The 21,615-nt window shown below is 43.1% G+C and carries 21 protein-coding genes; 9 read left to right on the top strand and 12 right to left on the bottom strand.

Going from position 1 to position 21,615, the window contains the following annotated elements; translation table 11 throughout:
- Nucleotides 1-324: 324 nt before the first annotated feature.
- The 5 genes from DXX92_RS03560 to dsbC form a co-directional block, all read right to left on the bottom strand.
- Entirely contained in the window at nucleotides 325-2,349 is a 2,025-nt protein-coding gene (locus tag DXX92_RS03560) for a peroxidase family protein (RefSeq protein ID WP_115999180.1), read from the bottom strand.
- A gap of 475 nt (nucleotides 2,350-2,824) precedes the next feature.
- A complete protein-coding gene (lysS, locus tag DXX92_RS03555) occupies nucleotides 2,825-4,384 on the bottom strand; it encodes a lysine--tRNA ligase (protein WP_115999179.1) in 1,560 nt (519 codons plus the stop codon).
- A gap of 76 nt (nucleotides 4,385-4,460) precedes the next feature.
- Nucleotides 4,461-5,559, bottom strand: a protein-coding gene (gene prfB / locus DXX92_RS03550) for a peptide chain release factor 2 (protein ID WP_115999178.1) whose coding sequence is annotated in 2 segments (ribosomal slippage) — nucleotides 4,461-5,483 and nucleotides 5,485-5,559 — 1,098 coding nt in all. Because the reading frame shifts where the segments join, the coding sequence is not laid out codon by codon here.
- Between the two features lie 117 nt (nucleotides 5,560-5,676).
- Nucleotides 5,677-7,434 (bottom strand): single-stranded-DNA-specific exonuclease RecJ, encoded by a 1,758-nt coding sequence (gene recJ, locus DXX92_RS03545; RefSeq protein WP_115999177.1) that lies wholly within the window; start codon nucleotides 7,432-7,434, stop codon nucleotides 5,677-5,679.
- Nucleotides 7,435-7,597: 163 nt separating this feature from the next.
- Nucleotides 7,598-8,386 (bottom strand): bifunctional protein-disulfide isomerase/oxidoreductase DsbC, encoded by a 789-nt coding sequence (gene dsbC / locus DXX92_RS03540; protein WP_115999176.1) that lies wholly within the window; start codon nucleotides 8,384-8,386, stop codon nucleotides 7,598-7,600.
- A 300-nt stretch (nucleotides 8,387-8,686) separates the two neighbouring features.
- On the opposite strand from dsbC, the gene fldB reads away from it, so the two are divergent.
- The 4 genes from fldB to DXX92_RS03520 all read left to right on the top strand — a co-directional run bounded on the left by fldB (nucleotide 8,687) and on the right by DXX92_RS03520 (nucleotide 11,679).
- A complete protein-coding gene (gene fldB, locus DXX92_RS03535; protein ID WP_115999175.1) occupies nucleotides 8,687-9,223 on the top strand; it encodes a flavodoxin FldB in 537 nt (178 codons plus the stop codon).
- Between the two features lie 193 nt (nucleotides 9,224-9,416).
- Complete coding sequence (gene srmB, locus DXX92_RS03530; RefSeq protein ID WP_115999174.1) at nucleotides 9,417-10,670, top strand: ATP-dependent RNA helicase SrmB; 1,254 nt, start codon at nucleotides 9,417-9,419, stop codon at nucleotides 10,668-10,670.
- A gap of 195 nt (nucleotides 10,671-10,865) precedes the next feature.
- Nucleotides 10,866-11,216, top strand: a complete 351-nt coding sequence (locus DXX92_RS03525; RefSeq protein ID WP_115999173.1) for a 5-carboxymethyl-2-hydroxymuconate Delta-isomerase — start codon at nucleotides 10,866-10,868, stop codon at nucleotides 11,214-11,216.
- A gap of 82 nt (nucleotides 11,217-11,298) precedes the next feature.
- Nucleotides 11,299-11,679 (top strand): DoxX-like family protein, encoded by a 381-nt coding sequence (locus DXX92_RS03520; RefSeq protein WP_115999172.1) that lies wholly within the window; start codon nucleotides 11,299-11,301, stop codon nucleotides 11,677-11,679.
- A 135-nt stretch (nucleotides 11,680-11,814) separates the two neighbouring features.
- On the opposite strand, the gene DXX92_RS03515 is transcribed toward DXX92_RS03520, so the two are convergent.
- Nucleotides 11,815-12,441, bottom strand: a complete 627-nt coding sequence (locus tag DXX92_RS03515) for a CCXG family PEP-CTERM protein (protein ID WP_147301928.1) — start codon at nucleotides 12,439-12,441, stop codon at nucleotides 11,815-11,817.
- A 271-nt stretch (nucleotides 12,442-12,712) separates the two neighbouring features.
- On the opposite strand from DXX92_RS03515, the gene DXX92_RS03510 reads away from it, so the two are divergent.
- The gene (locus tag DXX92_RS03510) at nucleotides 12,713-13,174 is read left to right on the top strand and encodes a nuclear transport factor 2 family protein (protein WP_245961389.1); all 462 of its coding nucleotides are present in this window, start codon (nucleotides 12,713-12,715) and stop codon (nucleotides 13,172-13,174) included.
- 144 nt (nucleotides 13,175-13,318) lie between these two features.
- Here DXX92_RS03510 and DXX92_RS03505 read toward each other — a convergent pair whose 3' ends face one another.
- From DXX92_RS03505 to DXX92_RS03490, 4 genes are all read right to left on the bottom strand, one after another.
- Nucleotides 13,319-15,115, bottom strand: coding sequence for a TIGR03545 family protein (locus tag DXX92_RS03505; RefSeq protein ID WP_115999170.1), 1,797 nt, complete (start codon nucleotides 15,113-15,115; stop codon nucleotides 13,319-13,321).
- Nucleotides 15,112-15,633 (bottom strand): TIGR03546 family protein, encoded by a 522-nt coding sequence (locus DXX92_RS03500; protein ID WP_115999169.1) that lies wholly within the window; start codon nucleotides 15,631-15,633, stop codon nucleotides 15,112-15,114. Before DXX92_RS03500 ends, DXX92_RS03505 begins: the two co-directional genes overlap by 4 nt.
- A gap of 119 nt (nucleotides 15,634-15,752) precedes the next feature.
- Nucleotides 15,753-16,532, bottom strand: a complete 780-nt coding sequence (yaaA, locus tag DXX92_RS03495) for a peroxide stress protein YaaA (protein WP_115999168.1) — start codon at nucleotides 16,530-16,532, stop codon at nucleotides 15,753-15,755.
- A 150-nt stretch (nucleotides 16,533-16,682) separates the two neighbouring features.
- Nucleotides 16,683-16,916 (bottom strand): hypothetical protein, encoded by a 234-nt coding sequence (locus DXX92_RS03490; RefSeq protein WP_115999167.1) that lies wholly within the window; start codon nucleotides 16,914-16,916, stop codon nucleotides 16,683-16,685.
- Between the two features lie 14 nt (nucleotides 16,917-16,930).
- On the opposite strand from DXX92_RS03490, the gene tal reads away from it, so the two are divergent.
- From tal to DXX92_RS03470, 4 genes are all read left to right on the top strand, one after another.
- Complete coding sequence (gene tal / locus DXX92_RS03485) at nucleotides 16,931-17,881, top strand: transaldolase (protein ID WP_115999166.1); 951 nt, start codon at nucleotides 16,931-16,933, stop codon at nucleotides 17,879-17,881.
- Nucleotides 17,882-18,265: 384 nt separating this feature from the next.
- The gene (locus tag DXX92_RS03480) at nucleotides 18,266-18,439 is read left to right on the top strand and encodes a DUF3545 family protein (RefSeq protein ID WP_115999165.1); all 174 of its coding nucleotides are present in this window, start codon (nucleotides 18,266-18,268) and stop codon (nucleotides 18,437-18,439) included.
- Nucleotides 18,440-18,605: 166 nt separating this feature from the next.
- Entirely contained in the window at nucleotides 18,606-19,112 is a 507-nt protein-coding gene (locus DXX92_RS03475) for a DUF6942 family protein (protein WP_115999164.1), read from the top strand.
- A gap of 132 nt (nucleotides 19,113-19,244) precedes the next feature.
- Nucleotides 19,245-19,679: a hypothetical protein gene (locus DXX92_RS03470; RefSeq protein ID WP_115999163.1), complete on the top strand. Its 435-nt coding sequence runs from the start codon at nucleotides 19,245-19,247 to the stop codon at nucleotides 19,677-19,679.
- 37 nt (nucleotides 19,680-19,716) lie between these two features.
- On the opposite strand, the gene DXX92_RS03465 is transcribed toward DXX92_RS03470, so the two are convergent.
- Both DXX92_RS03465 and DXX92_RS03460 read right to left on the bottom strand, forming a co-directional pair.
- Nucleotides 19,717-20,730, bottom strand: a complete 1,014-nt coding sequence (locus tag DXX92_RS03465; protein ID WP_115999162.1) for an ABC transporter permease — start codon at nucleotides 20,728-20,730, stop codon at nucleotides 19,717-19,719.
- 2 nt (nucleotides 20,731-20,732) lie between these two features.
- Complete coding sequence (locus DXX92_RS03460) at nucleotides 20,733-21,614, bottom strand: ABC transporter ATP-binding protein (RefSeq protein ID WP_115999161.1); 882 nt, start codon at nucleotides 21,612-21,614, stop codon at nucleotides 20,733-20,735.
- Nucleotide 21,615: the final 1 nt, after the last annotated feature.

Here is a 21,615-nt window from a genome sequence, read left to right as displayed (position 1 = left end):
AATACTATAGCAACTCCATTTATGTAGGCAAAGGGTAAGCGCCATGGCCAATATCATCTAATAAAAAGTAACGAGAGAACCTCAGCCTTTTATAACTAATCTGCTTCTCGCTGCTCTTTTACTGTAACCTTGAAATGCCCTATCACTAGTGCTGTTTGCCAATGCAGTTATGTTATCCATACTGTACTTTAAGCTAACTGCCTCTTATGCTTGCACATTACATAAGCTAATTGTTTGATCTCTTGAGTAAAAAAGCACCTGAAGGTGCTTTTTATTTGAGTTGTTACTAGCAGGTCACTATATCATCAACATAACATCACAAGATTAGTTGCTTTTTAGATAAAAAACATTCTCTTGAAGCTCACTGCCTATACTGGTATTGGCTCGAATAACTTCGGCTAAAGTCGTACCTTCCACTAACCTTAACTCTTCTGGCGACAAGTAACGCTGATACCAAAAGCGATCGCCGTCTCGAAAGGCTTCAAACTGGCGAATGTGCATAGCACGGAATAACTCTCCCATTTGTGAGCCGACTTCGCTAAGCGGGTCTTCAGCCAGTCCTCCAGTAAACAAGTCAATATCGTCAACCGTTTCATATGTTTGCGCCAACGCTGCTGCAAGCTCAGGGTTTGAAGTAATTTCATTGAAGCTGGTAACGCGTTCGAGACCAAACACATCTCGCATATCGTTGTACGAGGGTACCCCATGATCTCGTCCACGTTGAATGTTAAGTGAAACCAGATCTAAGCCTCCCGCTCCCGGCTGTCCAAACAAAAAATTTCGCAGTTCATGGGTTACATTAACATCAAGTTTTTGACTAAGTTGACTCGCCTGACCTCTCAAAATAGGGTCTATGCTTGTTTCATTAGTCAGCAAGTTAGGGGCGGTAAAAAAGGCATCACGCAATGATAAAGCGCCAGCCTCAATGCTATTGCCTTGCGCATCTAGGCGCAGCAGTTGATTGTTAACTAATGAATGGCCATAGCGATAAGCCGCAACTGCAAACTCATTGAATAGGCCAGGGTTTACCGCCGCATTGTAGCCACGATAGTCACTAATTGCGTCCTCTCCAATTAGCGCCGGTAAGTATTCTTGATAGGTGATAATCTGAATTTTCGCGATTACTAGTCGCCTTGCCGCTTGATATATTTGCTCACCACTGGCATCAGGATTCGCCTGCGCCATATTGGTAGCAATGCGGTTGTGCTCACGTACCCATAATGTATGCATAACCGCTAGGCCTACCTGTTCATTGGCACGAATATCCCCCGCTAAGAACAGCTGTTCATCGTCAACACCAAAGGCATTTGCGTTGGTCTGCCCAGTAATATTAAAAGGTAGCAAGTTACCTTCGCTAGTCGCCAAATAAGGGCTCTGTTCACTTACTCGCAATGCAAATGCACGTTCGTCATCTGAGCCGTAGATCATGCTGCCATCGATCCAGGCCGTAAGTTCATTCTCTTGTTCACGCGGATTGCTTTTGTCAGTACCAGTGTTGTGATCAAACAAGGCCCGCGAGAATAGAATTGTTTGTTCGCCAGTACCGCGAGGATCGAAATAGGTGTCGCCACTCGGCACAGCAATATCAGCGGCTTCTTCAACACCATCGGTAACGCCAATGTCATGATCAAGAAATTGCCCCCATTGCCAAAGAAAATCTGTGGTACCAAAAGTATTTGGTATGATCTCACCATCTTCTTGAGCATGAATATTATTCGACACAACCCTAGCACTTGGACGAGCAGCTCCTGCTAATGAAGCAATACCATCTTCATAGTCAGCGACGGCCCAACGCGCTAAATGGCTAAATGAAGAGCCCCAAAGCGTATTTGTTTGATTGTTGAAAGAGCCATCAATCGTTCTGACTTCGCGGTTATTAACAAAACGAGGGTCATTGCGTCTATTGTTATTTGCCTGATTTCTCCTGTCTTGAGCATTCTCGTTAATCCCCTGTGGCGAGGCTCTTCGGTCGCTAACCTGTATGCTAACCTCATCTGACGAGCTGGCATTGTCGCTATCTGTGGCGGTTAGCCTAAACACTAAACTCTCATCATTGCTAGTTGCAGGTGCACGAAAACTTGGGGTGAGTGTATTGGTGTTGTTTAAATTAACAGATGTGCCCGAAACCTGCTGCCAAACAAAGCTCACTTCCCCTTCAGCATCGATAGCAGTGCCTGATAAAGTAACAAAGCTGCGCTCATCAACGTCTTGTCTCGCGCCTGCATCAACAAGGGGTAACGCATTACTGCTGCTGTTTGTATTTGTCTCGCTGTCGCTGCTACCACCACACCCAGTTAGCGCTAAACACACTGCTAATGCCGTACAATTAAAACCTGCTTTTTTCATCATTTCATGCCCTACAAACTGAATTGAATTAGTGAGCGGTTCGCCTGCACCACAAATTTTATGGCTGTATTTGGCAATTACCCACTCTGTTAAGTCAGTATTTTTGTGACTAAGGAAGAAACCCCGTCAACGCAATACTTAGTGCGCGATTGAAATATCCATTTCCAGAATGTCCTGTTCATCAACTCTGATGGCATTGTAGGTGTTAGGTTCAGTGCATGTCATAAACCCCAAAGGAACTCCATTGAAACTTCACACTCTGAGCAAAATCTGCACAACTTCTACACATTTCGTATCGTCAAGTGTGAAGCTCGCAAGAGCTAGCGTGCAAAATAATAAGGGCTGTTGAATCGCGTTAAGAGCGAGCTAGAAAACAAAAAAGCCCAAACGTTTGTTTGGGCTTTTCTTCATCTATTTAGTGAAGGGACGTATTTTAAGCAGCAAGATTAGCACAAGGCTAAATAGCAGCTACTTATGCTTATTCCGCTAGCGGACGCATATGCGGGAATAAAATCACGTCTTTAATGGTTGGCGAGTCAGTGAATAACATCACTAAGCGGTCGATACCAATACCTTCACCGGCTGTTGGTGGTAAGCCGTACTCAAGCGCGTTGATGTAGTCTTCATCAAAGTGCATCGCTTCATCATCACCTGCGTCTTTCTCTTCCACTTGCTTGCGGAAACGCTCGGCTTGGTCTTCGGCATCGTTAAGCTCAGAGAAACCATTCGCTAACTCACGACCACCAACGAAAAATTCAAAACGGTCAGTAATGAATGGGTTTTCGTCGTTACGACGTGCCAGTGGCGATACTTCCCATGGGTATTCCGTGATAAACGTCGGTTGGTCAAGTAAGTGCTCAGCGACTTCTTCGAAGATTTCACAAATGTACTTACCAGGGCCCCAAACTTTCGCCGCATCACCTTCTTTAACATGCGCTTTTTTCGCTAATGCTTTGATGGTATCGAAGTTGTTTTCAGGGTCGCGCAGTGCCGCTTCGTCTTCGCTGGTTACCATACCTTCAGGTGCGTATTTCAAAATCGCGTCAACCATAGATAAACGCGCGAATGGCTTACCAAAGTCGTAGAATTTCTCTTCCACCACTTCACCTTCAGCGTTTTTCACGGTATTGCGGATCACTGGGTTACCCATGACATCTTCTGCTAACGTGCGTAGCATGTCTTCAGTTAGGTTCATTAAATCATGGTAATCAGCGTACGCTTGGTAGAATTCAATCATAGTGAATTCTGGGTTGTGACGTGTTGATAAGCCTTCGTTACGGAAGTTGCGGTTAATTTCAAAAACGCGCTCAAAACCACCAACCACTAGGCGCTTTAAGTAAAGCTCTGGCGCTATACGCATGTACATTTGTACATCTAACGCATTGTGATGGGTAATAAATGGTTTCGCCGTTGCACCACCTGGAATGGTTTGTAGCATTGGCGTTTCCACTTCCATAAAGTCGCGATCCGCTAAGAAACGACGAATACCTTCAACGATTTTCGAGCGAATACGGAAAGTTTCACGGGTTTCTTCGTTAGTGATCAAATCAACGTAACGCTGACGGTACTTAGTTTCCGTATCTTGTAAGCCGTGGAATTTTTCAGGTAATGGACGTAGCGACTTAGTGAGTAGCTCGTACTTGTCCATATTAACGTACAAATCGCCTTTGCCAGATTTATGCAAAGTACCTGTTACACCAACGATATCACCGATATCTAACACACCGCCTAAACGAGCTTTAATGTCTTTTTGTACGGTTTTGTCAGCGTAGGCTTGAATGCGACCTGTCATATCTTGTAGTACCAAGAATGGACCACGCTTTGCCATCACACGACCAGCAATGCTGTAAACGTCAGTTTCAGCTTCAAGCATTTCTTTGTCTTTCTCACCGTGGGCAGCTTGTAAATCAGCTGCATAGTGTTTTCGGTCAAACTGGTTTGGATGGCCATTAGCCGGGCAGTTTTCGCGAATTTGCGCTAATTTGCCGCGACGCTCGGCGATTAATTTATTTTCGTCTTGATTTGCTTGGTCTGTCATTTTCAGTCTCAAACTTGGTTAAAATACAGCTAACATTTTGTAGGTTAGCTTAGTTAAAATTCAAAAAATTGGGTTATTAAAGGCCAGACTTCAAGCTGGCTTCAATAAATTTATCTAAATCACCGTCTAATACCGCTTGGGTATTACGGTTTTCCACGCCAGTGCGTAAATCTTTAATTCGGCTATCGTCTAATACGTAAGAGCGAATTTGGCTGCCCCACCCGATGTCTGATTTACCTTCTTCGAGCGCTTGTTTATCTTCGTTTTGCTTTTGAATTTCCATTTCATACAGCTTAGCTTTTAATAGCTTCATCGCTGTTGCACGGTTTTTGTGTTGCGAGCGATCGTTTTGACACGCCACCACAGCGCCCGTAGGAATATGGGTAATACGAATCGCAGAATCGGTTTTGTTAACGTGCTGACCACCTGCACCTGACGCACGGAAGGTATCAACGCGTAAATCGGCAGGGTTGATATCAATTTCGATATTGTCGTCAATTTCAGGGTAAATAAACGCTGAGGCGAACGAGGTATGTCGACGACCACTGGAATCAAAAGGTGATTTACGTACTAAACGATGCACGCCTGTTTCGGTGCGCAGCCAACCGTAAGCGTATTCGCCCGAGTATTTAATGGTACAACCTTTAATACCGGCGACATCGCCATCTGACACTTCAATCACTTCGGTTTTAAAGCCGTGTGCTTCACCCCAGCGCAGGTACATACGCATCAGCATTTCTGCCCAGTCTTGCGCTTCGGTACCACCTGAGCCTGATTGAATGTCGAGGTAGCAATCGTTTTCGTCTTGCTCGCCAGCAAACATACGGCGAAACTCCAGCTTTTCAAGCTGCTCGACCAGCTCTTGTGCTTCGGCTTCAGCTTCGTTGAAAGTATCTTCGTCTTCCGCTTCAACCGCCAGCTCAACTAAGCCATCAATATCTTCACAGCCTGCTTCTAGCTGCTCAATTGTGTTTACCACAGCTTCTAACGCCGAGCGCTCTTTGCCAAGCGCTTGTGCGCGCTCAGGCTCGTTCCAAATTTCCGGTAATTCTAATTCGCGAGTAACTTCAACTAAACGCTCAGCTTTGACTTCGTAGTCAAAGATACCCCCTAAGCATGGTGGTGCGCTCTTTAATGTCTTTAATGGTGTTTAATACAGGATTAACTTCAAACATTCGGGTCGAAAACTCTTATCAAAATGCCGATTGGAAAAGTCCGGCATTGTAGCTCAATTGCCTGTCTAATTAAACGACTAAATACATGGCTAAATAGGCGGATAAAAATAGCGCTTTTTACAAGGCTTTCAAATGCTCCACCATCAGCTGGACATTTTGCTTACCGCGAAACTCATTGACCGATAATTTATAGGCGATATGCGCTTTTTTTGCCTGACTATTCGGCCACGCTTTAACATCAACATTAAAAGCGATGGCATCAAAAGCAATATTGTCTTTTTGCACGACGAGTTTTAAGTGTTTTTCGCCAACTATACGCTGTTGTAACAGCTCAAATTCATCGTCAAATAGTGGTTCAGGGAATTGTTGCCCCCAAGGGCCTGCTTCTTGTAGTAAATCCGCAAATTCAATGGTCATTAACGAGGCGGGTAATTCGCCATCAGATAGCAGTGTGCCGGTGAGTTGTTCTTTGTCTAACCAAGCTTCGGCATACTGGCTAAAAAGTTGATTAAACTGTTCAAAGTTTTTCGCCTGAATCGACAAGCCTGCCGCCATCGCATGACCGCCAAATTTGATAATAATATTCGGATGTTGGCTATCAATATGTTCGAGCAAATCACGAATATGTAAGCCAGGGATTGAACGTGCAGAACCTTTAATTTCTTGTTCGTTATCAAAAACACCATCTTTATTGGGAAAGTCAGCATCCGCAGCAGCAAACACAATGCTCGGACGGTGGAACTTCTCTTTTAAGCGACCGGCGACAATACCAATCACCCCTTGGTGCCAGTCTTTTTGGAATAGCGCAATAGCAAAAGGCAAGTTGTCTTCTGAAAACTTAAGGCTCGCAAGCACGCGCTCTGCTTCCACTTGCATCCCTTGTTCAATTTCACGGCGAGCCTTGTTAAGCTCATCCAGCTCTGACGCCATCACCCGCGCTTCCATTAGATCATTGGCCAGCAAGCAGTTAATGCCATACGACATATCATCCAATCGCCCTGCCGCATTAATCCGTGGGCCTAGGGCAAAGCCAAAGTCGGCCGCTACCAGCTTAGTTTGATCGCGTTTAGCAATTTCGATTAGCGCCTGAATACCGGGGCGCGTGAAACCGGCACGAATACGTTTTAACCCTTGTGCCACCAAAATGCGGTTGTTAGCATCAAGCGGCACGACATCGGCGACCGTACCTAACGCCACTAAATCCAGTAACTGGGCAAGGTTCGGCTCTGGTATTTGTTGGTTAGCAAACCAGTTTTCATCACGCAATAATTTACGCAGCGCCAGCATAAAGTAAAAAGCAACCCCCACACCAGCTAAGGCTTTTGACGGAAACTGACAGTTATATTGGTTGGGGTTAATAATGGCATCGGCAGGAGGCAGCTTCTCACCCGGTAAATGGTGATCAGTAACAATCACCTGCATGCCAAGCGATTGCGCGCATTCAATACCCGCAAAGCAGCTAATACCGTTATCGACGGTAATGATCAGCTCAGCCCCTTGCTGATGGGCAATTTCCACGATTTCTGGCGATAGGCCATAACCGTACTCAAAACGATTCGGCACAATAAAGTTGTGCGAGCGACTGCCTAGCAAGGTTAACGCTTCCATCATCAACGCCGTGCTAGTGGCGCCATCGGCATCAAAATCCCCAACAATGGTAATGCGCTTGCCCGTTTGTAAGGCTTGATAAAGAATGTCACAGCCCGCAGCTAAGCCCGACAAGCTAGTTACTGGCGCCATTTGCTTGAGCGTTAATTCAAGCTCGTGATCACCCGCGACACCTCGACTGGCATAAAGCTGACGCACCACAGGGTGAAGATTCATCGGTAAATGTTGGTCGGCAACTGGCGTGCGGCGAATGATTTGTTTTTGCATGATGTCAGCGTGTTTTGAGTTTTAGGAAGTAAAGCTGCGGTATTAAGCGTTAATTCTACTTAGATTTGCACACCAATTGCCAATGAAAAAAGCTAACAAAAAAGAGCTAACAAAAAAGGCCACAACGAAGTGCGGCCTCTTTGAACTTGAGAAACGACTAAATTTATAGGTTTTCTAAAATATTCTTTAGATCGTCTGCGTCACGGTAGCCTGGTAGCATAAAACCGTTCGCTAAGATAATCGCTGGCGTACCACTGACACCGACTTGGCGACCAAATTTAAAGTTATCTTCAACAGGCTTGTCACAAATGCGGCGAGCGACACTTGAACCAGCTTTCGCACGCGTCATCGCTTTGGCAGGATCTTCGTTGCACCAGATTGAGCGCAAGTCTTCAAAGCCTTGTGTATAAGTGCCTGGCGATTGGTAAACACCTGCACGTGGGTATGCTAAATAACGAACGGTAATACCTAAATCGTTGTACTCTTCCATGCTGTTGTGCAATTTACGGCAGTAACCACAGGTAATGTCAGTAAATACCGTCACAACATGCTTTTCGTTTTTCGCAGGAAACACGATCATGTCTTTTTCAAATTTAGCCATTCCGTCTAAACGCACTTGCGCTAGGCTAGTTTCCGTTAAGTTGGTAACGTTAGGGCCTAAATTAAATAACTTACCTTGAATAAAGTATTCACCATCGTAGCTGGTGTAAAACAAGCCTTGTTCGGTAACAATTTCAGCTAAGCCAGGCATTGGCGTTTTGCGGGCAGTGCTCACTTCCAAGCCTAATGTTTGACTAATGGTTTGTTTTAATTTTTCAGCATTAAAAGTGGCCGCTGAAGCGTTAGCAACAGCTGCTGGAACTTGCTCTGGGCTTTCAGCATGTGCGGTAAGCGCAAAAGAAGAACAAAGAAGTGCGCTGGCATAAACCGCGGCAGAAAACAGCTTTTTCATTTACATCTTCCAAAATTGGGTAATAGGGTTACGAAATTATTGGCTACAAGCAACCAAGTGAACACACAGACCCTGATTCGATGGCTAAAATTACAACCTACGCATTAAAAATGCAAACCTAAGCCTATAGCTAAAGGTTCTATGCCATGCTGAATCCTTGAGGCACCATACCAATTGAATGAATAGTAGTGGCGAAGAATACGCCATTTCTGCTAAACTCGCGCCCGTTTTAATTCCAATTCGTTTTTGGCTGAGAATCATCTTAGTTGGAACACCAATAAAGCAAGGCGTAAAACCCCAATGAAAATCGGCTTATTTTATGGCTCAACCACTTGTTATACCGAGATTGCTGCGGAAAAAATTCAAGCAGAAATGGGTAACGATGACACTGGCACGCCGCTAGTTGAGCTGCACAATATTAAAGACGAGCCATTGTCTTTAATTGCCGACTACGACCTAGTGATTTTAGGCATTTCCACTTGGGATTACGGCGAGTTGCAAGAAGATTGGGAGTCTCAGTGGCAAGACCTAGCAACCATTAGCTTCGCCAATAAAATTGTTGCCTTGTATGGTATGGGCGACCAAATTGGCTATACAGAATGGTTCCAAGACGCCTTAGGTATGCTGCACACCTGTGTGATTGAGCAAGGCGGCCATGTCATAGGTTATTGGCCAAATCAAGGCTATGAATTTGAAGCCTCAAAAGCCCTGACCCAAGATGGCAGCCAATTTGTTGGCTTAGCTTTGGATGAAGACAACCAATATGACCAGTCTGACGCCCGTATCAGCCAATGGTGCCAAAGTGTATTGGAAGAGATTGCTGATATACTGGCTTGATTTATCAAATCACCAAATTCACGCAAGAAATCTAGCGTAAAGCCGATTGCGAACGGCCCACGCAACATTAAAGACACAAACTAAGAGTGCAACCCCAACGATTATTTATGTTGGCACAAGCCACTTTTAGGTAAATAAACAGTTTCACACTATAATCTGCACATCTTTGTGCCCAAGTAGCGACGTAATATTCATGTTCGAGCAGTTTGATTTAGACCAAGACCTGATCGGTGGCATTGCCAAAGCCGGTTTTAAAAAGCCCACTTCCATTCAGCAATTAGTGCTGCCAGAAGCAATGGACGGCAAAGACATTTTAGCCTCAGCGCCAACGGGGACAGGTAAAACCGCTGCGTTTTTATTACCTGCTGCTCAGCATTTACTAGATTACCCACGCACAAAGCCAGGCTTTCCACGAGTACTCGTATTATCGCCGACACGTGAATTAGCGCTGCAAATTAGCGAGCAAAACGAGCTACTTACCGCCCACACTAATATTAAAACCGGTGTCATCACCGGTGGTGTTAACTATGGTAGCCATAAAGAAATTCTAACGGCCACCACCGATATGCTGATCGCAACACCGGGTCGTCTAATGGAGTACATTGAAAACGAACAATTCGATGCTCGTGAAATTGAAATCCTGATTCTGGATGAAGCGGATCGCATGTTGGATATGGGTTTTGCTGACACCATCAACCGCATAATCGGTGAAGCGCGCTGGCGTAAACAAACCATGTTGTTCTCGGCAACGCTTGAAGGTGCTGGCGTGATCAAGTTCGCCAAAGACATCCTTGATGAGCCAGTGTACTTAGAAGCTAACCCGTCTCGCAAGGAAAAAGCGAAAATCCACCAATGGTTGCACCTAGCGGATGACAAGCAGCACAAGCTTGAGCTACTGACTCATATTCTTAAGCAAGAAGAAGTAGAACGTGCGGTAGTGTTTGCCAACAAGCGCGAAACAGTTCAGTTCTTATCGGGCAAACTCTACAGCGCTGACATTCCATGTGTTTGGTTAGAAGGTAAAATGCCACAAGACAAGCGTAACAGCGCGGTTGATCGCTTGCGCAAAGGTGAGCTTAATGTCTTAGTAGCAACCGATGTTGCAGCCCGTGGTTTAGATATCGACGATATCACCCACGTGATTAACTTTGATATGCCACGCAAAGCCGATATTTACTTGCACCGTATTGGCCGTACTGGCCGTGCTGGTAACAAAGGCACCGCAATTTCATTGGTAGAAGCACACGATATGCTTTCCATCGGTAAGATTGAGCGCTATACCAAAGAGCGCCTACAACGTCGTGTGATTGACGAGCTAAGACCGAAATTTAAAGAAGCGAAAGTGCCGATGAAAAAGCCAAAAGTGAAAAAATCGGCAGCACAGAAAAAAGCTAAAGCGAAGAAAATCGCGAAAAAAGTAGCAAAGAAATCGGCGAAGAAAAAGTAATAGCCCCACTAATTATAACGACAAAAGCACTTACATAAGCTACTAAGTAAGTGACTCCTGTTAACTTGTCGTTATTTCAAAAGAATAAAAAAGCGCTATTTATCACCTGATAAGTTAGCGCTTTTTTCTTGTCTTTCAATTAGGTAGCATTAGGCTACTTTCATAAAACTTTAAACTAGCAATTTAAACTAGAAAATGCCCCATTGCATTATCGAACACGCCAGTACACTTGATAGCAACAAGCTTGTTTCAGCCGTTTTTCAAGGAGCATTGGCAAGTAACCTATTTGAGCCTGACGGCAACGATATTAAAATCAGAGCCCATAGCTTTAACAGCTATCAAGTAGGCAGTAACCAATCAAAAAAGAGCCAGTCAGACTTTATTCATATCACACTCAAAATACTTTCAGGTCGCAGTGAAGAGCAAAAACAACTGCTAAGTACAAGTGTATTGAACGCGCTAATGCCGTTAGCATTAGCAAATTGTGAAATCTCAATCGAAGTACTCGACATAGATAGAACTAGCTACCTAAAAGCCAAGTGCTAGCAGCTAAGCATTTATCCATATTCGTTGGCCCTTAAACTATCCCCCCTACAACGAACAAGCAACTGACAACAAGGAAGTGGTTATGTCACCCATTCAAATCGCCAGAATTATTGTCAGTTTTAGCTGGATTTACCACGGTCTATTTCCCAAGCTCGTCCATATCGCACCGCTTGAAAAACAGATGACAGCCAGCTTTGTTTTTTCAGCAGAGTATTCGTACCTTATTACCAAAGCAGCAGGTGTCGGTGAAATACTGTTTGGTATCACCTTACTTTTATTTTATCGACACAAGCCTCTAGTTGTTCTGAATATTCTGGCTTTAATTGGTTTATTAAGCTTTGTCGCCTTAATGCAGGCGCAACTGTTAATTGAAGCCTTTAATCCGGTGACGACCAACATCTCATTAATCGCATTAAGCGTTATTCTGTTAAGTAATAATCTAGCAGAGACAAGTGCTCGATAGCGCTATCGAATTAGTGATTATTCGATGTCGAAATATAATCATGCGACGTCCTTGTCTTGTCAAACTCGTTACCTAGTTAATCTAGTCTTTGCTCGTAAATCGTATTTTGATTACGCTTTTTACAAGCGAACAGTTTTAATGCGAGTAATCACGTTTAAAGCTAGTAAAAAATAAACCGACTAAGGCCAATCCTAACAGTGAAATTGAAGCAGGATTTGGGATTTCAAATGAGCTGAGTGCCGCTCGATTTAGCACCGAAGTAACACCTGAACTTTGCTCGGTAAACCTAATGCTATTAAAGCCGTTACAGCAGTTTTCTAACCAATAAAATTCAAGCCGATGTGAGCCTTGGCTAAGGTTTAGGTTTTCAATTTTAACCGTATCGCTGTGATTCCAATTATACGCCCACCACAGATCGGTGCTGTCTTTAAAAATAGATGTACCGTCTAAATAAACTTGGGCGCCTAAGCCCGCGTCTAAGCCAGCTTGTAGTGTCCAAACAGTATCTTCTGCAAGGTTCAGCTCAACCGTTAGATGACTAAAGGTTTGATTGCCCGACCATATCCGCTCAAATTCATCAAGCGACTGTGAATTGATATCACCATCTAAATTCAGCCAGATGGTTTTCAAATCTAAACTGGAAAAATTGCCTGTAAAGCCTTGGGTTTCGTAAGTAATTAATGCCGCCTGAGTTTTGAGAGAAACTGCACAGCAGCACAATATCAACCCCAACAACATGTTTGATAAACTAGCCTTCTTCACAGCCACTCCTTACTGCTTACGAGGTTTCAAACTCGTGTATAGTTGTTAAAACGATAAAACATTACTGGCGATATGCTGTTTAATTCACTCGCTAAGTAACGCTTTACACAACATTCGTTAAAGCAAAACTAACACCAACATATTTAATCCATATCTTTCAAACGCTTAGGCTGTTATACATGTAAATTAAAATAAGCTATTTGCACATTGCGAGAGATCCTCATTGCATTTTGCAATGAAAGATTGGGTTGTATGCCAAAATGGGAATAATATGAAAAGGTCACAAATGAATAGCGATGCAAATACCGATGCAAGTACCAATACAAGTACCGATGGTAAGACAGAAAAGGCAACGAGCGCATCATCCAAAGAGATAGTAAAACAGTGGGTTGCTGCATTTAATGCTGGAGACGCTGAACTACTGAGTAGTTTCTATCACAGTGATGCGGTTAATCATCAAGTCGCCAATGAACCTGTTGTGGGTAAGCAGGCGATTTATCAAATGTTCCGCGAAGAGTTCGCCAATGCCGAAATGGTGTGTATCGTCGACAATATTTTTCAAGACGGTGAATGGGCAATATTGGAATGGAAAGATCCGATTGGCTTAAGAGGCTGCGGCTTTTTCCACATTCAAAACGGTTTAATTGTGATGCAACGTGGATACTGGGATAAGCTGAGTTTTCTACAAGCACATAACTTACCCATTCCCTCAACTAAAAGTCCCAGTAACTAAAGTGCACAGCCGTTTGCAATTAAACGCGAAAGAAAAGAAAAAAGAAAAGCCCATCGCTGGGCTTTCATTCTGGTGACCTGTACTAGTGACTGGCATTGTCACTAGCCTTGTCGCTAGCTAAGGTAAAGCTCAGTTCAGCTACTCTTAACCGCCAAACAGCTTACCTAGCTTGTCTTTAATTTTGTCTTTTGCTTTATCTTCTAGCTTTTTACGTTGCTGTTTTACCACATCGTTATTCGCTAAATTCTCAAAGGCTTTATCGCTGTCATTCAGCAAGGTTTCAAAATCAAGTAATTCACCCAACTGCCCTTCACCGAGCGATAATGAGCCTGACATTTTATCGTTGAGTCCAGCTTGCAACTCACTCTTAAAGCCGGCCAGCTTAGTCTCTACTTGTTGCGCTAGTGCATTACCCAAAATATTCTCTAAGTCTGAACTAACGCCCCAGCTAGGTGATAACCAATTACCATTAGCATTGACGGTTAAGCCCAACGCTTGATTCGCTTTAAGGGTATCAAGTACCACATTGGCAATTTTCGAATCGGCACTACCATCAAATTGGCTACTGGCTAAATCAAAATCACTGGTGAGTGCCAGCTCGCCGTTATTGACCGACATATTACCGGCAACCGACAGTAAAGCAGACACCAGTTGCAGCGTTAGGTTATCGGTTTCTTGTAAGCCAATATTTTGCAGAGGTAGCTTGGTCAACTGCCAATTACCTTGACTGGTCAGTTGCTGGCTAGCATCAAGCGTGAAGTCCAGAGCCGCATCTAGTGCTCCCTGACTTTGAATCCCATCCGCAGTGATTTTGATATCACTAGCCTTGTCGATTAGCCAATGTTGCATCGTAATATCGCTGAGCTTAGCTTGATAACGCGCGTCACCTGCAACCACTTCTACACTACCTTGTTTTAACCAGAAATCAGGTAGTGGAGAGTCTTCCTCAAAGTGCACAAAGCGGCCTTGTTCTTTAGCAAGAGCTGTTTGCTCACTCGCTACCTGCTCACCATCACCTTTATTCGCGAGTAATGGCTTAACATGAGCAAACACAATATCTGCCCATTGATAGTATTCTCGGGCTTTGTCGCCAAACAACAAGTGAGCGAAGTCTTCCGCCTCTAGCGTTTGCAATTGGTATTGCTGTGAAATATTTTGCCAATCTTCACTCGGCGCATTTTTAAGGGCAACGACTTGCTCGCTTAACCTATTTTTAGCCGCAATAACATCAGCTTTTGCTTGTTTGATCTTTTCACGCTCTTGCTTAAAGTCAGCTTTTAATTTGTCAAAATCTGCTTTGATTTTTTCAATATCAGCCAGTGACTTTACTTTTACGTCGCCTAAAGCTTTAACGCGAGCTTGGTAATCTTTTAAGGTTTCTTTGGTTGGTAATTTAGCTTTAGTGCGCTCAACCAAATCTTTTTCTTGCTGGTAAGTGGCTTCCAGTGCTTTGGCTCGTTGCACCGTCAGTAAGTTACTTTGCGCAAGCAGCTCATTGGGATCAGGTAAATTGGCCTGTATGTCGTCTTGCCACTGCTCAGTCATATTGCCAATCGCAGATTCGTCTGGCGCTCGATAAACACGGCCAGCCGATTGACGAGCAGTGTTAAAGCTCAACGCCTTAACTTCAACATTTTCAACAATAGTTTTGCCAAATAAGAATGGCCACAAATCAACGCTTGCGTCTGCGTGTTCAAAAGCGACCATGTTTTGCTCTGGCGCTTTGGGGTCGGTTGCTTGCAGCTGCCAAATTTCGACACCAAAAGGTGCGAAGTTTACATCGACCTTGTCAACATTCACTTCTGCACCAGTGTAATTGCCACCGAAGCGCTCAATCGCCATTTTGGCAATCGGCCCAGCAAATAGCACCACAGAGCCAAGAATAAGGGCCAGAATAACGACAAAAGCGATTAGCCCTTGCCAGCGGATCACTTTGCTCATGCTCGACCTCCCAGCTTTGGCAATTCCTGATAAATGGCAAATACCCGACTCGCTTTGAGTGCCTTGACTATAGCTAAGCGCTCGAAGAAGGCTTTAATATGCTCGCGATATTTATCAATTAAGATTTTAGTGACGAAGTACAGCGGAATAGCCAAGGCAACACCAAGTATTAACGCTCCTAAATTGAAAGTATGATGTAATTGCGCCAGCTTAAATACGTCAAATTGATACAAGCCAGTAAATAGGCTTTGCAAGCTAGCGGTGGTTAATAAGCTCTCACCAATATTGATGATGGTAGTGTTGAGCATCACCCTCACCCCTTCAAATACTGTGATGGCCACTAAAAACGACGCCAAGTGCACACGAATTAGCAGTACAACAAATAAAATGAAAAAGGCTTGTAACGAAAGCAAAGGAGATAATGCAAAAATAAGCGCTAACGCGACCGCGGCAGCAATTTGGCGTGTTGAATTTTCCGAATGTAACGCCTGAAATAACTTAGCTAAAATTGTGAGCATATACTCTCCTGTCACTCACGAGGTTAAAGAATAATATTATCAGTAAGATAGTTATAAAGCACGAAAGCTACAGAATAAGCCTTCGCGCTTTATCTTACCGTGAACTTAACTATGGCCTGTTAATCTTGTTCACGGCGGGTAAAGACAAAATCATCGCCTTTAGTTAATTCTTCATTATAGCTATAGCCAGCTAAGTCAAAGCCTTTGAGCTGTTCAACATCAGTAATTTGATTTTGAATAATATAACGCGCCATTAACCCACGAGCTTTTTTCGCAAAGAAACTGATCATTTTGTATTGACCGTTTTTCCAGTCTTTAAACTGTGGAGTGATCAAACGCTCAGCCGTTAACGACTTTTTCTTCACAGACTTAAAGTACTCTGTTGAGGCAAGGTTAACCAGCACTTGATCACCTTGAGCAGACAATGCTTCGTTCACTTTGTCTGTGATGATCTCACCCCAGAACTGATACAAATTCGTGCCGCGATCATTAGCCAGTTTAGTGCCCATTTCTAGGCGGTAAGCTTGCATTAAATCAAGCGGTTTTAATAAACCGTATAGGCCTGAAAGAATTCGTAAGTGCTGCTGAGCAAAGTCAAAATCTTGTTCAGAAAAGCTTGCCGCATCTAAGCCGGTGTAAACGTCACCATTAAACGCAAGCACCGCTTGGCGTGCATTATCTTGAGTAAAAGGCGTTGCCCACTCACCAAAACGCGCGGCATTTAAGCCAGCAATTTTATCACTGACGCCCATAAGCGAACTAATATCGGCTGGTGTTAGTGTTTTACACACATCTATTAACGCTTGGCTGTGCTCCAGCAGCTCTGGCTGTGTATGGCTTTGCGTTGCCAGTGGTGATTCGTAATCTAAATTTTTTGCAGGTGAGACAACAATTAACATAAATATCGCCTTTTCAATCAATTAATGGTGACACTATACCACAGCAGATTTTACGTAAACATGGCAGATGCCTGCTAAATAATTGATAAGAGTCTTCAACAAAATAGAACGTGAGTTTTCAACAAAATTAAATGTCAGCTCTCTGGAAAACTACACAAAGCTAAGCGTTAAAATGCCATTATTGAGCAATCGGTCAATTATTCTTAATAATTCCAATTTATTCTTGGCTAAGCGGTAGGCAAAGCGCCGTAAATTTGATAAAAATACGGCAACAAACCACTTGTTATCGGTTAAATAACCAACAGTCTCAAACAACTCAACAGCAGATTGTTGTAATTTTTCATCATCTGGCCGATCACTCTGTTTTTCATATTCATCTTTCATGTAGAGGAAAATCCATGAATCAATTAGATCAACTAAAGCAAATGACGACAGTTGTTGCCGATACTGGTGATATTGAAGCCATTGCTAAATTTCAGCCGCAAGACGCAACGACTAACCCGTCTTTACTATTAAAAGCTGCATCATTACCAGCATATCAACCGTTACTAGAGCAAGCTTGCGCATGGGCAAAAGCTCAATCTGATGACGCCGCTCAGCAAGTTATCGATGCTGCAGATAAATTGTCTGTACTTATCGGTTTAGAGATTTTGAAAGTTGTACCTGGCCGTATTTCAACTGAAGTTGATGCACGTTTATCGTTTGATACTGCTGCAAGTGTCGCAAAAGCAGAAAAGTTAATCGCACTTTATAACGAGGCAGGTATTAGCAACGATCGTATTTTGATCAAACTTGCTTCAACGTGGGAAGGCATTAAAGCAGCTGAAATTCTAGAAAAGAAAGGTATCAACTGTAACTTAACGTTGTTATTTAGCTTTGCACAAGCACAAGCCTGTGCTGAAGCCGGTGTTTACTTAATCTCGCCATTCGTCGGTCGTATCTTAGATTGGTTTAAAGCAAACACTGATAAGAAAGAGTATGCGCCGTTAGAAGATCCGGGCGTAGTTTCGGTGACTGAAATCTACAACTACTATAAAGCTAAAGGCTATAACACAGTTGTTATGGGTGCGAGCTTCAGAAACACAGGTGAGGTATTAGCATTGGCTGGTTGTGATCGCTTAACCATTAGCCCGCAATTAATGGATGAGCTTGCAGCAAATGACGCGCCAGTTGAACAGCAGTTATCAAGCGAGCAAGCAGCAATTGCTGCCGAGCCTGCACTAACCGAACAAGCTTTCCGCTGGGCAATGAACCAAGATGCAATGGCGACTGAAAAATTAGCTGAAGGTATTCGCAATTTTGCCGTTGACCAAGAAAAACTTGAGCGCCAGTTAGCTGAATTATTTTAATCTATATGCGCCAAATCAAGACGCTTAACTAAGCGAAAATTTGCGTCAATAAAAGGTGGCTTAGTTCGTTTTTACAACGACAGCCGCCTTTTTTATTGCCCTTTCAAAACTCCCAAGTAGGTTGATTAAAACTATTCGCCAAGCCTTATTTATAAAGTACTAACGCTAACCTGCCCCACTACGTACCCTGCTTATTTTTCGCTTTTCGCAACCCTAATTTGAGACTTTTTATTCGCACTTTGAGCCAAATCAAATTTGTGACTTTGTGTAATCAATTAGTAATCAATGTTCATTTTTCTGTCAAAAAAAGATCACAAAAACTGTTTTATTATGCGCGCAGGTGTGATATTTAAAACATGCAGTTGTAGAAAAAAGGAGCATTCCATGGATAAACTTCAAGCAGTATTGGACTCGTTCGAAAAACAGCCGAAGGCCAAAGCAAGTACTAACAAAAAACGTAAGTGGCGTGAAATTGAACAACTGAAAGAGAAGTTCCAACTAGAGAAAGAATTGAGGGCTTATGAAGACTCGTTGGAATATATGTTAGATGAATTTTAAGCGCTATTAATTAACTAATTAAACATTAACAAAGCTAAATAAAATCAACTAATCATGCAAAAACCCGGTATCGCCGGGTTTTTTATTGCTTCTTGTAAAAAGCAGCTTGTGAGTAACCGATCAGGCTAGCGATAATAGCTAGCTATTTCCATTCACGTACATTGTTATGCATTATGTTGGCTTGGGCTCGCTCGACGCCCCAATTTATTTTTATATCGAAAATATTCCTCCGCTTCCCTTTTATCAAAACCTCGATCAAATGTACGGTATGCAAGGAGAAGATATCTATCAGGTTGGCCAACAAACGGGTAACCATTGGCGAAAAGTTTTCAATGTTTTTGCCAAACTGGAGTTTGAACGCAACCCAAGTGACTTTGAGGCTTGGCAACAACTAAGAGATTCCAATTTGCTGCATAGCGACAGCCAGCAGTGTTTATTGTTTAATGGCAGTGAGTCATATCAACCAACAAGCGCTAATCACATGGAAAGAATTCACATCGTGATTGGCAAAACCTATGCAGATAAATTAGGGATTGCGGCTCATTGTCAGTGGTTAAACGAATTTTTTGCTATCAATACAAATACTCGAACTATTGTCTGCCCTTATTTCGATTATCGACAGTTATCGAATGTAAAAATCAGCCAATTAGTACGCCTAATTCAACAGCTATAAGCGTTCATAATGTGTTATCTGAATAAAGGTGTTAACAGGCTGTAAATATTAAAAAATAAAGCTTGTTTAACGAATTTATACGAGGTAAATTTCGCCTTTAGTTTGTAATCAAATGTAATTGAAGTAAGTAAGTTGTCTACCTCATCAGCCATTTTAAATGTTGCTCACGGAAAATTTCAGTTAGCGATAGAAGACGATATTCTCAGTATCGTCCTACGCGGTGAAGCTAATGAACAGTCGGCTGCGAAATACATTGATTGTGTCGCGACACAAGTGAATAAACTCAGCCACAAACCCTTTGGTATATTAATCGATACTTCTGGCTTTAGAGGCGCAACACCCGGCGCTTTTGAAGTGTCTAATCGCTACAATAAACAATTGCTGAACATGCCTAGCTTTGCTGGTAAAGCCGTTGTTTGCTCACCTTCAACATCTGCCATCTACAATATTTCAGTTGCTCAACAGCAGCACGCCCAGCAGCAAGTAGAGCAAGGACTACAAAAACAATTTAATGATACCGCCAGCGCAAGCCAGTGGCTGCGCCAGCAAATTATCGAGCGTTACTAATTTCGCTTGTTAGTCGTTTGTATAAAACTACTTGCCGCTAGCGATCAGTATTCCAACTAAACAAATATGCCCCTAATGCCAAAAACACGCTTGTCATAATCGCGAGCACAGTTACATGGTAACTAACATCGACAAGCGTAGCACCTTCAGTCATGATCTCGCGCGCGGCGCTGACTAAATGAGTTAGTGGTAACACATCAGCAAACCATTGAACTTCTTGCGGTGCCCCTTCTAGGCTAAACCACACACCAGAGAGCAACATCATTGGCCAAGAAGTTAAATTTAACAACCCACCGATTAACTCTTCACTTTTACTGCGCGAAGCCACTAATAACCCCAATGTAATTAAACTCATCGCCCCCAGCATCGCGACAATAAGCAAGTCTACGTAGCTACCCAGCATGTAGAAATCAAACATAAAGTTGCAGCCAACAAACACAACGGTCGACATAAAAGTGACAATAAACAAGCGGGAGAGTAATTGCGCCGAGACAAATTCTAATGCCGATAAGGGCGTTGCCTTTAAGCGTTTGAGTACATGGTTTTTACGATAGCGAACAATGACATAGCCAACCCCAAATAAGCAGCTAAACATCATGTTCATTCCCAAAATACCTGGTAGCACCCAATCAACGTAACGAATGGCTTCGCCCGCCACTGTCTGTGCGCCAAATGAAGCTTCCTCGGCGAGAAAGAGCTTTTCGGTGAAGTAACTATTCGTCGATAACTCATTACGCCAGTATTCGCGATTGTCGAAGTCAATCAACAGGTCAACACTATGGCGGGTTAGCTTTTGTTTCGCTTTTTCTAAGTCACCATACTCGATAAACTCAATGTGTTTGACGGCTAAAAAAGCATGCTCAGGCTGAGTTGCTGTGTCTGATAACACCAGCCCTACTTTATAAACCGCTTTGTTGTCATCATTAAAAACAAAGGCAAACCCCACCAAGAGCAATACTGGAAAAATAAGGTTCCAACCGAGCGACGACTTATCTCTGAAAAACTCTAAATTACGTGCTTTAAATACGGCAAAAAATCGATTGAAATTCATCACTACTCCCGCAAAGAATGGCCAGTAAGTTTTAAAAACAAATCATCTAAGTTAGCTGATTTCACTTGTAGTTGTTCCAATGGCACCTGTTTGGCAATAAGCATGCTCAACGTTGATTCAACATTCTCGCTAACGATTTCAACTTTGCCATTGTCCACTTGCCAACTATGCTCACTTACCAATTCACTAGGTACTTGCTCGGTTGGTAGGTACACAAAAACATGGCCAAAATGTTTGGTGAGCAAATCATTGGGGGTGCCTTGCTCTATTATTTTGCCGTGATCCATCACGACTACTTGGTCACACAACTGCTCGGCTTCATCCATGTAGTGGGTGGTTAACACAATGGTTTTATTTTGCGCTTTGATATTTTGGATAAGTTGCCAAAAATTGCGTCGAGCTTGTGGATCTAACCCCGTTGTAGGCTCATCTAAAAACACGACTTCTGGATCATTAATTAAGGCCAACGCCAATAACAAACGCTGACGCTGACCGCCAGAAAGCAGTCGGTTGTCGCGGTTTAAAAATTCCGACAAGTCACACAGGTCTATTAGTGTTTCATGCGGTAACGAATGCTGGTAAAACGATGAAAATAAATCCAATGTTTCTTTTACCGTTAAGAAGTCCTGCAACGCGGTATGCTGAAACTGAATACCTATTTGTTGCGCTATCGCCGAAGTAACGGGTTTTCCTTGATAAAGCACTTGCCCTGAACTGGCTTTGATAATGCCTTCCATAATTTCGATAGTGGTTGTTTTACCGGCCCCATTGGGGCCCAGTAATCCAAAACACTGGCCAGCTTCAATGGCGAAACTAACATCGTTAACCGCAAACAATTCGCGATATTGTTTGACTAAATTTTTAACCTCTAAAATCGGTTGCATT

This window comes from Thalassotalea euphylliae (assembly GCF_003390395.1).
Taxonomy (GTDB): Bacteria; Pseudomonadota; Gammaproteobacteria; order Enterobacterales; family Alteromonadaceae; genus Thalassotalea_F; species Thalassotalea_F euphylliae_C.
This window is presented reverse-complemented; position numbering and strand designations above follow the sequence as displayed.

Bases quoted from the DNA above. Each gene is read 5' to 3' on its own strand.
- DXX92_RS03560 (WP_115999180.1), bottom strand. From the start codon at position 2,349: ATGATGAAAAAAGCAGGTTTTAATTGTACGGCATTAGCAGTGTGTTTA.
- lysS (WP_115999179.1), bottom strand. From the start codon at position 4,384: ATGACAGACCAAGCAAATCAAGACGAAAATAAATTAATCGCCGAGCGT.
- recJ (WP_115999177.1), bottom strand. From the start codon at position 7,434: ATGCAAAAACAAATCATTCGCCGCACGCCAGTTGCCGACCAACATTTA.
- dsbC (WP_115999176.1), bottom strand. From the start codon at position 8,386: ATGAAAAAGCTGTTTTCTGCCGCGGTTTATGCCAGCGCACTTCTTTGT.
- fldB (WP_115999175.1), top strand. From the start codon at position 8,687: ATGAAAATCGGCTTATTTTATGGCTCAACCACTTGTTATACCGAGATT.
- srmB (WP_115999174.1), top strand. From the start codon at position 9,417: ATGTTCGAGCAGTTTGATTTAGACCAAGACCTGATCGGTGGCATTGCC.
- DXX92_RS03525 (WP_115999173.1), top strand. From the start codon at position 10,866: ATGCCCCATTGCATTATCGAACACGCCAGTACACTTGATAGCAACAAG.
- DXX92_RS03520 (WP_115999172.1), top strand. From the start codon at position 11,299: ATGTCACCCATTCAAATCGCCAGAATTATTGTCAGTTTTAGCTGGATT.
- DXX92_RS03510 (WP_245961389.1), top strand. From the start codon at position 12,713: ATGAAAAGGTCACAAATGAATAGCGATGCAAATACCGATGCAAGTACC.
- DXX92_RS03505 (WP_115999170.1), bottom strand. From the start codon at position 15,115: ATGAGCAAAGTGATCCGCTGGCAAGGGCTAATCGCTTTTGTCGTTATT.
- DXX92_RS03500 (WP_115999169.1), bottom strand. From the start codon at position 15,633: ATGCTCACAATTTTAGCTAAGTTATTTCAGGCGTTACATTCGGAAAAT.
- yaaA (WP_115999168.1), bottom strand. From the start codon at position 16,532: ATGTTAATTGTTGTCTCACCTGCAAAAAATTTAGATTACGAATCACCA.
- DXX92_RS03490 (WP_115999167.1), bottom strand. From the start codon at position 16,916: ATGAAAGATGAATATGAAAAACAGAGTGATCGGCCAGATGATGAAAAA.
- tal (WP_115999166.1), top strand. From the start codon at position 16,931: ATGAATCAATTAGATCAACTAAAGCAAATGACGACAGTTGTTGCCGAT.
- DXX92_RS03480 (WP_115999165.1), top strand. From the start codon at position 18,266: ATGGATAAACTTCAAGCAGTATTGGACTCGTTCGAAAAACAGCCGAAG.
- DXX92_RS03475 (WP_115999164.1), top strand. From the start codon at position 18,606: ATGCATTATGTTGGCTTGGGCTCGCTCGACGCCCCAATTTATTTTTAT.
- DXX92_RS03465 (WP_115999162.1), bottom strand. From the start codon at position 20,730: ATGAATTTCAATCGATTTTTTGCCGTATTTAAAGCACGTAATTTAGAG.
- DXX92_RS03460 (WP_115999161.1), bottom strand. From the start codon at position 21,614: ATGCAACCGATTTTAGAGGTTAAAAATTTAGTCAAACAATATCGCGAA.